Here is a 13,703-nt window from a genome sequence, read left to right on the forward strand (position 1 = left end):
CCGACCCGGTTGTTTGTGAAGTGATTCACATCTGCCGTGTCAGTGGGAGCGCATTATAGGGAGCTGCCGGGATATAGCAACCCTTAAAATACAAAAAACTTATCAAACGCTCATAATTTAAACTTCTCAAGCCCCATCCACGCCAGAAAAAATGGGAAAAAGCCAGACGCCACGCGGGCTGCAGCGAATTCAGGCAAAAGCGACATTTTGCGAAAATCAACGTTATCCGCTTTACGTTTTCCCCTCTCTTACCGCGTCGTGACTTCAGATGATGAATTAAGCACCAGCCTTGACCCATGACAAAGCGGCTTGAGGGTGCATATTTCTATAATCAGGCCCGTTTCTTCTTATTGGTATGAACCTATGGCTTATCAACTCAACATTAACTGGCCCGAGTTTTTAGAAAAGTACTGGCAAAAGCAGCCGGTCGTATTAAAGAAGGCTTTCGCGAATTTCGTCGATCCGATTACGCCGGATGAGCTGGCCGGGCTGGCCATGGAACCGGAAGTCGATAGTCGACTGGTGAGCCTCAAGAACGGTCAATGGCAGGCCAGCAACGGGCCGTTTGAACATTTTGATGGCCTGGGCGAAACCGGCTGGTCGCTCCTGGCTCAGGCGGTAAACCACTGGCATATGCCCGCCGCTGAACTGGTGCGCCCCTTCCGCGTGCTGCCGGACTGGCGTTTAGACGATCTGATGATCTCCTTTTCCGTACCGGGCGGCGGCGTGGGCCCGCATATCGACCAGTACGACGTCTTTATTATTCAGGGCATGGGCAGCCGCCGCTGGCGCGTGGGCGATAAGCTACCGATGCGTCAGTTCTGCCCGCATCCGGCGCTGCTGCACGTTGACCCGTTCCCGCCGATCATTGATGAAGATCTGCAACCTGGCGATATTCTGTACATTCCGCCCGGATTCCCGCACGACGGAATCACTCACGAAACGGCGCTGAACTACTCCGTCGGCTTCCGTGGGCCAAACGGCCGCGATTTGATCAGCAGCTTTGCCGATTATGCGCTGGAAAACGATCTCGGCGGCGAGCACTACAGCGATCCGGATTTGACCTGCCGCGAACATCCGGGACGGGTAGAAGAGTATGAACTGGAACGCCTGCGCGGCATGATGATCGAGATGATTAACCAGCCGGAAGATTTCCGCCGCTGGTTTGGGCGTTTTGCCACGACGCCGCGCCACGAGCTGGATATTGCGCCCGCTGAACCGCCTTTTGAAGAAGAGGAGATTGTCGACGCGCTGGCGGGCGGTGAAATGCTGACTCGCCTGAGCGGCCTGCGCGTACTGCACATCGGCGACAGCTTCTTTGTGAATAGCGAACAGCTGGAGCCAACCGATCCCGCGGCTCTGGACGCGCTGTGCCGCTATACCCTGCTGGGTAAAGAGGAGCTAGGCGAGGCCGCGCTGCGCAATCCGGCTTTTATCGCCGATCTGACCCGCCTGATTAACCAGGGCTACTGGTTCTTCGACGAATAGCGCTTCATCATCGGTTCATATAAAGAAGGCGCGGAACCCGCGCCTTCTTCTTTACTATCGCTACAGCATCATTTACCGAGCAGCGCCTCAAACTGCGCCTGGTAGTGCGGCGCGTTCCATGAACCATCAAACAGGGTGTAAGTAATATATCCTTTGTTGAGCCAGCCCGAGTCATTATCCCCTTCCGCCGGTTTCATCGCCTCCGGATTCATCGTCTGTTTGGCGGTACCGTCCGCCAGAAGTTCATAACCAATCTGCGGCACAGGGAATTGTTCATTCTCAATATAATGAACACCCTTAATTTCAGCCGACGGCAGCGGCGGATAGTTAATGCTCAACCCGGCCCCCTGCGGCATAATCGGGCTTCCCGGTTTATGCGCGGCGTTAAGTTTATCCACCAGCGAGACGACATAATCCACCGAATCAGGCCAGTACTTATGCGTGCTCGGCCATTTGTTCTTCATCTCTTCTTCCGTGAAGCGGTAGCCAATGCTGGCGGCAATCGCCGGGAAACCGTAGCGTACGGCGCGGGCCGCGGCGCTCACGGTGCCGGAGTTAACCTGCGCCATACCGGTATTGGGACCATCGTTGACGCCCGAAATCACCAGATCCGGCGGCGCGTCTTTCAGCACGCCCCACAGGCCAAAATCCAGCGCATCGGCAGGAGTTCCAGGGAAGCAGTAGCGTTTGTCAGCGGCTTTTTTGACATCAAAAACTTTACCCGTTTTAAAGGTAATTGCCGACCCGATACCGCTCTGATTCGTTGCCGGCGCCACCATCCAGACGTCATACCCTTTGGCCGCCAGTTTTTCCTGCAGCGAAGTGGTCCCCACAGACTGGCAGCCATCATCGTTAACCAGCAGTATTTTCAGCGGTTTTTCAGCAGCCTGTACGCCAGCGGCAGATAACGCCAGAATGGCGGCAGTCAGGATTTTCGTTCTCATCATCACTCCTTGTTGGGTAGCAGAGGTATTTCTTAGGCGCAAAAAAAAACCTAAGACTCCTGCCGCACGCCAAATTGGCGGACAGGGGTCTTAGGTTTTGCCTGTGGTCAGTAACAATCCCAGAGTGCTGCGAAAATAACGCCAGAGCGTAAAAGAGTCCAGCCCGGACATCATTATTCTGTGACGGAGATCAATCCTCTAAAATTATTTAAGCCGAAAACTGCCAATTAATCTGAAAATTAAACTTAAGATACAACTCAATCGACAAAATTACCTCCATGAAGACGATCACATTTATTGACATTCATAATAAATAGAGGATGTCTTTTCTCATAATTAGTGCTAACGTCGCCCTTGTTGGATTGTTACTGTTTAGAACAGGCGAAACCTACGTTATAGACGTTCGAGCGAACATAATCTTATTTATGCTTCGCGTCGAATATCTGACGTAGGTTTTTTTTTGCTTATAAAAAGACCATTCAGGTGGAGCGTTATATGAAGAAGTGGCTAATAGCATTAATGATGGCGGCAGGTGCGGCAACCTGCTCTGCGGCGGAAGTTAAAAACGATGACGGCGTGAATATCTATTTCGCCCGCCATGGCAAAACGCTGCTGAATACGTTTGACCGCGTGCAGGGTTGGGCGGACTCACCGCTTACCGAAGACGGCATTCGCGTCGCTCGTTATCTCGGCGAGGGGCTTAAAGGTATTCCTTTTGATAGCTTCTATTCCAGCGATGCCGGACGTCAGCGTGAAACCATGCAGGTGATCCTTAAGCAAGCCGGAGTAAGTGATTACAAACTTACTGAGCTCAGCGGCCTGCGGGAAGCCTTCTTCGGCGGTTTCGAAGGCGGCTATAACAAAGATATGGCCGACGCCGGCGCCAGACAGCTGGGGCTTAAAGACGGCGCTGCGCTGTTCAGCCAAATGAAAGCGGGCACCCTGGCCGTCGATACCAACCAGAACGCGCTGGCAGCGGCCGACCCAAAGGGTATGGCGGAAAACTATCAGCAGGTAAAAACCCGTACCCAGGCAACGCTGCACACTATCGTTGAAAACGCGCAGGCCCGGGGCGATAAAAACGTGCTGGCAATTTCATCCGGTACCGCAATGCAGATTATGATTTCCGATTTAACCGACGATAACGCGAAAAACAAGCCGCTTGCCAATGCCGCGGTGGTTAAAATTGTTTATAAAGACGGCAAATATACCGTTCCAGAAATTGGCACCATGAAATATGTTGAAGCCGGAAAACAGGCTCTCGATAAAAAATAATACCCACGCTTAATTATTTATTACGGCAGACTTCAGGCGAAAACACCTCGCCTGGATCGCTGCGTCCCTACTCTGGGGTTTATTATGAAAATCAATACTACAACAGTCGCCATTATGCTGCTGGCTATTCCCGCCAGCGCCTGGTCAGCTTCGACCACTAACAGCCTGAAGGAGCGCGATTATATCGATACCGTGCTCGACGATCCGTTATTCAGCCAGTCCCATATGAATTTATCGTTTAAAAACTACTGGAAATATCTTAAGGAAGAAGAGACCGAGCCAAAGAAAGTCCATAATGCCTGGGGTCAGGGCGTCGCTGTCGATTATCAGTCCGGCTATTTTGCCGATATTATTGGCTTTGATGCCACTTACTACGGAGCGGTAAAGCTCGGCGCCAGCGATTACTTTAACTCCCGCGGCGTGCTGTATAACAACGGCAGCGGGAATAAAAAGAGCAACGCTGAAGGCTTTTCCAAATTTGGTCAACGCAACGTCAAGCTACAGTATCGCCTGGCGGACACTCATCTGAACGCCCGCTGGGGCTGGCAGACGATGAAAAACTTTGGCGTCATCTCCAACTCCACCCGCCTCTCTCCGACCACCTACCTGGGCTGGACCGGCGCGGTGAACTACGGTCCCTTCACGCTGCGCGGCGCGTACATCGAAAGCGCGATGGATCGTAACTCGCCGGATAAGAAACGCTTCCAGACCAACAGCGGACAGTACATTAACCATATCGCCAGCGGCGATATTCTGTGGCAAAGCGAGCACCTGAACATGCAGTACGGCTATGGTGAAAGCGATAACTATCTGCGCCGCCATATTCTGTTTACCAATATTAAGCCGATAAAAGCGCTGAACATCGGTACTCAGGTCTACGCCACTCACGCGCTGGACGAGTATAAAGCGATGCCAGCGAATAAGCGTGACTTTGACGACGACGCCTGGCACATCGCCATGGATGTGAAGTGGCAGGCGGACAACTGGAGCACCAAGTGGGGTCTGGGCTATACCGATGCGAACAAGGCCAATGAAGTAGGCTTCTACCCGCGCCATATGAGTAAAAACTCGCGCGGGACCTTTATCTCAATGGCTTACGCCGGTAACGACTATATGCGCGACGGTGAACTGGTTCTCTCTAATATGTCGGACTATAACCTGACGCCGGAGCTGGCGATCGGTCTCGCCGGCAACATCGCCCAGTTTAACTACCGCGGCAACCACGTCCGTACCGGGGAAATTAACGCCTTCAGCCGCTGGGTGCCGACGCACCCAAGACTGAAAAATCTCACCGTCTGGGCGATGTTCGGGCCGGGCTGGTCCTATAAGATGAATGGCAAAACGCCGGTGCTTACCGACGGCCATTACAGCCGGGCCAACTCGCTCTCTTCGGAAGTGATTATCGAATATAAATTTAATCTGTTCTGATACGCCCGCCCCGCCGGTCATGGCGGGGCAACCCTCCCCGGCTACTTCTTCACCTCATTAAGCTCATCGTTATAGCTTTCCCGCGTCACGCAGACGCACAGGATGGTAATCAGTGCCATGCAGGCGAGAAACAGCGAGATGGGCCACGATGCGCCGCCGGACCACACCAGCAGCAAGGTACCGATCATCGGCGTTAGGCCGCCGACGATGTTCGCCAGCTGAAAGCCGAGCGAGACGCCGGTATAGCGCACGCTGGTGTCAAAAAGCTCCGAAAAGAAGGCCGGCTGAACGCTGAACATCATGCCCAGCCCCACGGAATAGCAGAAGGTGGTGGCGAACATAAACATCTTCACCGAGCCGGAATCGATCATCCAGAATAGCGGGAAAGCAAAGATCAGCGTGATGGCGGCGCCGGCCAGATAGACCGGTCGGCGGCCAATTTTATCGGAAAGCCAGCCGAAGAACGGAAAGGTAAAAATGCCGACAAAGCTGGCCAGCAGCAGCCCGTTCAGCGCCGTTTCGCGAGTGAAGTTGAGTTCCCTTGTCACATAGGACATAAAGAACGCCACCGTCAGCCAGCCCAGAACAATCTCCCCCATGCGCATGCCCATCGCCAGGAACACCGCTTTACGGTGATGCTTGAGTACGGTGAGAATGGGAAACTTCTGCTCCGCCGCTTTCGGCGCGTTCTGCTGCTGTTTCTGATTCTCCTGGAACACCGGCGTCTCTTCGATCCTTGAGCGGATAAACATCCCGACAAACAGCAGCGCGATGCTTAACAGGAAAGGCACGCGCCAGCCCCAGGACATCAGGTCATCCTCCGGCAGCATCACCACCAGCGCAAAAACGCCGGTGGCGATAAACAGGCCAAGCACGTTGCCCAACTGAACAAAAGTGCCGAAAAAGCCCCGGCGATGGCGCGGCGCATACTCGGTGATCAGCGTCGTCGCCCCACCCCATTCGCCGCCGATGGCAAAGCCCTGGCAGAGGCGCAAAAAGATAAGTATCAGCGGCGCGGCGTTGCCTATGGTGTCGTAGCTGGGGATTAAGCCTATGAAAAAAGTCGAAATACCCATAATCATCAGCGACAGAACCAGCGATTTTTTGCGGCCGATCTTATCGCCATAGTGGCCAAATACGATGGCCCCGATGGGCCGGCTGACGAAGGTAATCGACAGCGTCAGGAAGGACACCAGCAGCGCCATCAGCGGCGAGAGGTTAGGAAAAAACAGCGACGGAAACACCAGCGCGGCGGCGGTGCCGTAGATAAAAAAGTCATAGAACTCAATCGTTGTGCCGGAAAGACCGGAGCCCAGCACGGTGAGCAGCTTTCTTCTTTCATGCGTTTGTTGCGATGTTTGTTCATTTTTTGCAGGGGTCATGGCGGGCGAGGTAAGCATAGTCATCATTAAATCCTCTGTCCTGAATCATTATTGTTAAGTCGGGCAGCGCCTGGCTAACCGCGGTGGCGAGGGAAAATCGCCCGCAAGCTAACTCGAATTAGCTAATTATAACAAGATACGGAGATTCACAACGTAAATGCTAAAAGAGTGTGACCAGGATCGGTTAAATTTTAACACTCGCGCCAGCGCCGCGAGACAAATCGCTCACGAAATAACGTAAATAATTTATTAAATTCAATTAATTATATATTTAATGCTGATTTACCGTCCCCGCTGCGCTTCCCGTCCGCTTTGCTGCCCGCCTTTATGCCGCCTCAGCAAGCGTTCCCTGTCACCTCGACCCACCGTTTAAAATAAAGAGTTAAATATTAATAAGTTAATAATTGCACATTGATAGCCATCACAAATCCCCAGTAAAGAGTTTGTTCCTGTCTTTTTTTTATCCTAATTTGCTAATTCGAGTTAGCTTAAGAAATTAGCCAGCAACAGAACGATTGATGCCGCGCTTACCCCGGCGCAGCACGCTCAACGATAACTAAGCGACCTATCCCCTACAGGAGAAATTCACATGCTGAATTTAACGTTACCCGCGGAAGCCGGGCTTATTACCCCGCAGCCAGGCGAAGTGTTGATGGTGACCAATGCGGATCTCCGCGAACCGGCTAACGTCACCTGCTGGCCCACGCAGAAGCTGTTTGAAGAGCGTCTGGAAACGGCGCTGGAAACATTAGGCTATCGCCTGCGCCGCGCCCATCCGGTCAACGAGCAGCGCGGTCACGGGTTTATCAGCAGCCAGAAAGAGGGTAGCGAGCTGTTCGCCGGGATCGATCCGGATGCGCCGGTTATTGTCCTGCTTACCGCCTGGCAATACTCCCATCACCTTGCTCCTTCGCTGGTACATCATCGCGGCCCTATTTTGCTGCTCGCCAATTTTGACGGTACCTGGCCGGGCCTCGTCGGCATGCTCTGTATGGCAGGCTGCCTCACCAGCCTGGAGCGCAACTACTCGCGGCTTTGGTCGGAAACCTTCGCCGACGAGGCGTTTATTCGCGGCTTAGACACCTGGCTGCGCGACGGCCATCTCAGCCATAAGCTCAGCTATCTGCATCCGGTTGCGCCCAGCGCGCCGCTGCTGGCCAGCGAAGCCGGGCAGATTGGCGTGAAGGTCGGGCAGTCGATCCTCAAACACAAGGCCATTGTCGGACTGTTCGATACCTTCTGTATGGGGATGATCAACGGCGTGTTCCCGCAAAAAGCGATGATCGACGTGGGGATGCCGGTGGAGTCGCTGTCGCAATCGGCGCTGCTGGTTGAAATGAACAAGGTGCCGACCGCCCTGCGCGAAGCCTGTCTCGACTGGTATGAGACCCGCGGTATGCGCTTCCGGTTCGGCGCCGACGGGGCGAAGGATCTGACCCGGGAGCAGGTGCTGGAACAGTGCGCGATGATGATCGCCATGGCGCGCTTCGTGAAGCGCTTCGGCCTGACGGCGGTGGGCGTGCAGTATCAGCAGGGGCTCAAAGACAGCTGCGCCGCTTCGGATTTTGCCGAAGGCGCCATCGGTAACGCGGAACGTTTCCCGATCCCGGATGAGAATGGCGAGATCGTCTGTCCGGACGCGCCGATCCCCTGCATCAACGAGGTGGATATGGGCAGCGCCATCCCGCAGGTGATGCTGGCGAAGCTGCTCGGCGCGCTGGGCATGGCGAGCGAAACCACCCTTCACGATATCCGCTGGGGTAGCGAGTACAACGGCACGTTCTACTGGGATCTGGAGATCTCCGGCGCTGTGCCGTTCGCCCATCTGAAAGGCGGGATCGCCGGGGCCACCGGCTATCGCCAGCCGGCGATGTTCTTCCCCTATGGCGGCTCGACCATTGCCGGTCAGGGCAAAGCCGGACGCTTTATCTGGGCGCGAGCGCACTACGAAGGCACCCAGGTGATCCTGCATATCGGCACCGGCACCGCCGTCGAACTACCGCATGACGAATTCGAACGCCGCCGCCGGGCGACCAACTACGAGTGGCCGTTACTCAACGCCGTTCTCGACGGGGTTTCGCGCGACGATTTAATGGCGGGACACCAGAGCAACCATCTCAGTCTGGCTTACGTAGAGGAGGAGGTATTATCCGAAGTGCTGAACGCCTTTATTGCCCAGGCGCTGACGCAAAATATGAAAGTCTTTATCGCAGGCGATGCGCATTTATTAATGAAATAACAACTGATTCGCTTATGTAATTTTTACGTTGTTAGCGATCCTGGCAAACATCCGCTTTATTCGTCTCTTTATCGCCCATAAAGAGCGGATCAACGCGCATCTGTCCGGGCGGGCTCTCCGCCTGCCCGGATAAGAGAGGATTATATGTATCAGCAGCAACATATTGAATTTATTATCCAGAAGGCAAAGAAACGGCTCGATCTGCAGGAGGCCCCTGGCTGCACCAAAGCGGGATGGCTGATGATCACCGCATTATTAATTGAGTCATGGGATATTTATTCCATGGCGTTTATTTTATTCGCCCTGAAAGATATTTATGAGCCCAGCAGCTGGCTGCTTGGTTTTACCGCCGCCGGCACCCAGCTTGGCGCGGTGGTCGGCGCGCTGCTCGGCGGCTGGCTGACCGATAAGCTCGGACGGCGTAAAATTTTCCTCTGGTCGATGATCCTGTTCGCGATCTTCGCCGTTCTTCAGGGCCTGGCGCCCAATATGTACTGGCTGGCGATTATTCGCTGCCTCGCCGGGATCCCGGTGGGCGCGGACGTGGCTAACGGCTTTACCTACATCATGGAGGTGATGCCGAAGGGCAAGCGCGAAGTGATGGCTAACCGCTGGCAGTTTATGTTCGCGCTGGGAATTATCGCCGCCATTCTGCTGGTCACCACGCTGGTGGCGCTTGATGTTCACCCGGATATGATCTGGCGCATCGTGCTGGCGGTCCCGGCGATCCCGGCCTGCCTGCTGCTGTTTATGCGTCGGGAGCTGCCGGAGACGCCAGCGTGGTTCGTCGAACGCGGCCGCTTTATCGAAGCGAAAAAAGCCTCCCGTGAATATTACGGCGAACAGGATGGCCGTCTGCTGGACGACATTCTGCCCAATGAAAACGTCACTATCGCCGACCCGACGCTCAAAGAGACGCTGCACGATCTGTTCCGCCGTCCGTTTACCCGCCGCACCACCCTGTTCGGCTGGTTCTCCTGCGCCGTGCAGTCGTTTGAAAACTACGCCTTCTCCTTCTTCCTGCCGCTGATCCTCGTGACCATCGGGATTTCCGGGCAGATCCAGAATAACCTCGCCCTGCTGGCGGTGAACTGTATCGCCGCGCTCTCGGCATTTGTCGGCCCGCTGCTGTTGCCGAAGCTCGGGCATAAAGGACTGAGCAAATACGGCTTCCTGCTGGTCACCATCGGTATTTCGATATCGGCGTGGGGCGTCTACAGCAGCAGCTTCGCATTTATCATCTTCGGCGCGGCGCTAATGCTGTGGGGCCACTACTGGGATTCCGAAAGCGGCATGACGGTGATCTCGCTGGTGGCAAAACCGCGCTATCGCGGGGTGGCCTCCGGCATCGGCTACACCATCGTCAAGGTCACCGCTTTCGTTACCACCCTGGTCTTCCCGGCCCTGTTTGAAGCGGTCGGCGTACCGGTCGCCTCGATGATTATCGCTATCGCGCCGTTCTGCGCCTTCCTCGCCTCCATCTTCCTGCTGCCGGAAGTCTTCGGCCATGCGGTGGGCGACGAAAACGATCGAGAACATGACGCCAGCCCGGCAATCGCCCTGGAGGGTCATGAATCCCCGGCCTCCAAACATTAACCGCCCGGGCCGCAGGGGCGGCCCCCGCTGAACCCATATAAGGAAGGAATCAGATGAACAGCACAAAAATGCCCGTGATTGAAAATATCGAACTGATGACCGCCCGCGTTCCGCTGCCGGAAGGCCCGTGGGGAGATCAAATTCACCACGTCACCGATATCGAAGTGGCGATTGTTGACGTCTACGGTTCTAACGGCCACGTCGGCACCGGCTTTAGCCACACTTCCGGCTGGTGCGGGAAAACCATCTCCGCGCTGATTGCCGAGATTATCCCGGACGTTATTGGCCAGCCGCTCTCCCCGCGCGGCCTGTGGCATCGCTCGTATAAACACGTACACGACGTCGGCGGCGCGGGCGTCACCACCCATGCCCTGGCGGCGCTGGATATTGCCTACTGGGATCTGTTAGGTAAAACCCTCAATGCGCCGATTATCGACATTCTTGGCCGCGTACGCGATCGCGTTCCGCTGTACGGCAGCGGCATCAACCTGCATCTGTCCATTGAGGAAGTGATTGACCAGGTCAAACGCTGGAAAAGCACCGGCTACCTGGCGGCGAAAGTGAAAGTGGGCAAACCGACGCTGGAGGAGGACGTGGAGCGGCTGCGTAAGATTCAGGAAGCAGTGCCGGGCTTCCCGCTGGCGGTGGACGCCAACCAGGGCTGGAGCTTCCCGCAGGCGCTGCGCGCGTTCAAGCTGTTCGAGCCACTCAATCTGCTGTGGATTGAGGAGCCGCTGCCCTCCGACGATATCGCCGGCCACCTGCGGCTGCGCGAACGCAGCGCCACGCCTATCGCGCTGGGAGAAAACGTCTATAACTTAAACCAGTTTACGCAGTACATCGAGAGCGGCAGCGCGGATTACATCCAGGCGGATCTCGGCCGCGTCGGCGGGATCACCGGCTATCTGGATATCGCCGCCATCGCCCGCGCGCACAACCTGCCAATGACGCCGCATTTTGTCATGGAGCTCAGCGCCAGCCTGCTGGCAACGGTGCCGAATATCTCATACGCCGAGATGACCGACGGCGGGCGCTGGAAAGATCTGCGCATCATCGCCGAAGCGGGCGAAGAGGTGGACGGCTACTACGTGCCGAGCGAAAGGCCGGGCCACGGCATTATTCTCGATCGTGATTACCTCGCAACCCACAAAATCTAACCACGCAGTGAGGGGAAAGGACAATGGAAGACACGTTATTCTCGGTTAAAGACAAGGTCATCATCGTGACCGGCGGCCTGGGACAGCTGGGGGCGCAGTATGTGAAGACGTTACACGACCGCGGCGCGAAGGTGGCGGCGCTGGCCACCCGCGTCGATGCCGCGCGCGTCGACCGCGTGCTGGGGGCGATTAAGGACTCCGACCGCCTGCTGTGCGCGGAAGTGAATATTACCGATAAAGCCAGCATTAACCGGGTGCTGGATAGCATTGAAGCGAAGTGGGGCGTCCCGGATGGCCTGGTCAACAACGCGGGCGTCGACACCCAGCCCAGCGCGCCGCCGGAAGTCTCCGGCCCGTTTGAAGAGTTTCCGGAAGAGGTGTTCCGCGAGGTGGTGGAAGTGAACCTGGTCGGCACCTTCCTGATGACCCAGCAGGTCGGCAAGCGCATGAAACAGGCCGGCAAAGGCGGCTCGATCATCAACGTCGGTTCGATCTACGGCGTGGTCTCCCCTGTGCAGGATATCTATAGCTACAAAAAAGAGGACACCGGCATTCCGTTCGTCAAACCGGTGGCCTATTCGGCGGCAAAGTCCGGGCTGTATAACTTTACCCGCTACTGCGCCACCTACTGGGGGCGCGACGGCATTCGCGTCAATACTCTGACCCTCTCCGGCGTCGAGCGCAGCGATCAGGACCCGCGCTTCCAGAAAAACTACACCAGCCGTATCCCCATCGGACGGATGGCGAAAGCCCACGAGTACAACGGCGCGGTGGTGTTTTTGCTCTCCGACGCCTCGGTCTATATGACCGGTTCCAACGTGGTGGTGGATGGAGGCTGGACCGCATGGTAAGCGATAAATGGCAGGTTTTTCGCGGCATTATCTCCGCCGTGGTGACGCCGATGCACGCCGATGAGTCGGTGAACTACGCGGCGCTGGACGCTCTCGCCCGCGCCCAGCTGGCGCGCGGGGTTGAGGGCTTTTACTGCTGCGGCTCCTCCGGGGAGGGGCCGTTGCTGCGTTTCGATGAGCGCCGGCAGGTGCTGGCAACGCTGGTGCAGTCGGCGGGCGGTCGCGTGCCGGTGATCGCCCACGTGGGGACGCCGCGCACCCGGGATGCCGTCGAGCTGGCGAAGCACGCCGAGCAGGACGGCGCCAGCGCGGTGTCGCTGGTGCCGCCCTACTACTACAAATATAGCCGCGAGGAGATTATCGCCTACTACCGTCGGGTGCTGGACGCCATTTCGATTCCGGTGATTTTGTATAATATTCCGCAGTTTACCGGCGTCGAGCTGGATGCCCAGAGCGCCGACGCGCTGCTCGGCGATGAGCAGGTTCTGGGGGTGAAGCATACTTCGCATAACCTCTATTCGCTGGAACGGATGATCGCCCGCTACCCGGAGAAAGTCTTTTTTAACGGTTTCGATGAGATCTTCCTTTCCAGCCTCGCGGCGGGCGCGACGGCCACGGTTGGCACCACGGTTAACCTACAGCCGGAGCTGTTTCTCGCCCTGCGCAGCGCTTTTCAGCAGGGCGACATTGCCCGGGCGCAGCGCCTGCAGCAGCAGATCAACGAGGTGGTGGAGCAGCTGGTCGCGCGCGGCGTGTTCCAGTCGGCGAAGTATCTTACCGCGAAAGAGACCGTCGATACCGGCCCCACCCGCGAGCCGTTTGTGGCGCTGACGGCGGCGCAGAAAGGCGAGCTGGATGACCTCTATCTGCGCTTAAGGGGGTATATCGCCGATGCCGGACAATGACGCGCTCTGTCCCCAGATCCGTCTGAACGATAGCGTCGTGTGCCAGCAGGTCGCGCGGTTTTTACGGGAGACGGAAAGCGATGCGCGAACCCGGGGGCTGGCGGTGGCGGTTGTCGGGCCGGAGGGCGAGCTCATCGCCTTTGGCGCGCACGTTCGCTGCCCACCGCTACCGCGCCAGCTGGCACAGCGCAAGGCCTGGAGCGCCCTGCGCTTTCGCCGTCCGACGGCAACGCTGGCGCAAGAGGTCAGCGCCGGCGCCCTGCAGCTGGCGGTATTTAACGACCCGCAGCTGCTGGCGATGCCGGGCGGCGAGCCGGTGATCGTCGACGGGCTGGCCATTGGCGGCGTCGGGATCAGCGGCCTGCCGCCGGAGCTGGACGCCGGGCTGGCGGCGCGGTTTGTTCAGCGATTGACTTGATGAGGGATCGTTAAGGGTTC

11 protein-coding genes are annotated in these 13,703 nt (G+C 56.8%); 9 read left to right on the forward strand and 2 right to left on the reverse strand.

The annotated features are described in order from the left end of the window. The first annotated feature begins 363 nt into the window (after positions 1–363). Positions 364–1,488, forward strand: a complete 1,125-nt coding sequence (locus F8562_RS13515) for a cupin domain-containing protein (protein ID WP_014837295.1) — start codon at positions 364–366, stop codon at positions 1,486–1,488. Between the two features lie 68 nt (positions 1,489–1,556). Here the strand turns inward: F8562_RS13515 and surE are convergent, their stop codons facing one another. Further along, the gene (gene surE / locus F8562_RS13520) at positions 1,557–2,432 is read right to left on the reverse strand and encodes a 5'/3'-nucleotidase SurE (RefSeq protein WP_014837294.1); all 876 of its coding nucleotides are present in this window, start codon (positions 2,430–2,432) and stop codon (positions 1,557–1,559) included. A 495-nt stretch (positions 2,433–2,927) separates the two neighbouring features. Here surE and F8562_RS13525 point away from each other — a divergent pair, with 495 nt between their 5' ends. Both F8562_RS13525 and F8562_RS13530 read left to right on the forward strand, forming a co-directional pair. Continuing rightward, positions 2,928–3,707, forward strand: coding sequence for a histidine phosphatase family protein (locus F8562_RS13525; protein ID WP_014837293.1), 780 nt, complete (start codon positions 2,928–2,930; stop codon positions 3,705–3,707). 84 nt (positions 3,708–3,791) lie between these two features. Further along, positions 3,792–5,135, forward strand: coding sequence for an OprD family outer membrane porin (locus F8562_RS13530; RefSeq protein WP_009654447.1), 1,344 nt, complete (start codon positions 3,792–3,794; stop codon positions 5,133–5,135). 41 nt (positions 5,136–5,176) lie between these two features. Here the strand turns inward: F8562_RS13530 and F8562_RS13535 are convergent, their stop codons facing one another. Beyond that, entirely contained in the window at positions 5,177–6,541 is a 1,365-nt protein-coding gene (locus F8562_RS13535; protein ID WP_014227732.1) for an MFS transporter, read from the reverse strand. A gap of 565 nt (positions 6,542–7,106) precedes the next feature. Between F8562_RS13535 and F8562_RS13540 the strand changes: the two genes are divergently transcribed. The 6 genes from F8562_RS13540 (at position 7,107) to F8562_RS13565 (ending at position 13,683) form a co-directional block, all read left to right on the forward strand. After that, a complete protein-coding gene (locus F8562_RS13540; RefSeq protein WP_089046408.1) occupies positions 7,107–8,756 on the forward strand; it encodes a signal transduction protein in 1,650 nt (549 codons plus the stop codon). Positions 8,757–8,900: 144 nt separating this feature from the next. Beyond that, the gene (locus F8562_RS13545; RefSeq protein ID WP_014227730.1) at positions 8,901–10,352 is read left to right on the forward strand and encodes an MFS transporter; all 1,452 of its coding nucleotides are present in this window, start codon (positions 8,901–8,903) and stop codon (positions 10,350–10,352) included. 53 nt (positions 10,353–10,405) lie between these two features. Further along, the gene (locus F8562_RS13550) at positions 10,406–11,509 is read left to right on the forward strand and encodes a mandelate racemase/muconate lactonizing enzyme family protein (RefSeq protein ID WP_014227729.1); all 1,104 of its coding nucleotides are present in this window, start codon (positions 10,406–10,408) and stop codon (positions 11,507–11,509) included. Positions 11,510–11,532: 23 nt separating this feature from the next. Continuing rightward, positions 11,533–12,360 (forward strand): SDR family oxidoreductase, encoded by an 828-nt coding sequence (locus F8562_RS13555; protein ID WP_004133472.1) that lies wholly within the window; start codon positions 11,533–11,535, stop codon positions 12,358–12,360. Then, complete coding sequence (locus tag F8562_RS13560) at positions 12,354–13,265, forward strand: dihydrodipicolinate synthase family protein (RefSeq protein WP_014837290.1); 912 nt, start codon at positions 12,354–12,356, stop codon at positions 13,263–13,265. Before F8562_RS13555 ends, F8562_RS13560 begins: the two co-directional genes overlap by 7 nt. Further along, the gene (locus F8562_RS13565; RefSeq protein WP_042933971.1) at positions 13,252–13,683 is read left to right on the forward strand and encodes a GlcG/HbpS family heme-binding protein; all 432 of its coding nucleotides are present in this window, start codon (positions 13,252–13,254) and stop codon (positions 13,681–13,683) included. Before F8562_RS13560 ends, F8562_RS13565 begins: the two co-directional genes overlap by 14 nt. The last annotated feature ends 20 nt before the right edge of the window (positions 13,684–13,703 follow it).

It is taken from the genome of Klebsiella sp. RCJ4 (assembly GCF_009025755.1).
Taxonomy (GTDB): domain Bacteria; phylum Pseudomonadota; class Gammaproteobacteria; order Enterobacterales; family Enterobacteriaceae; genus Klebsiella; species Klebsiella michiganensis.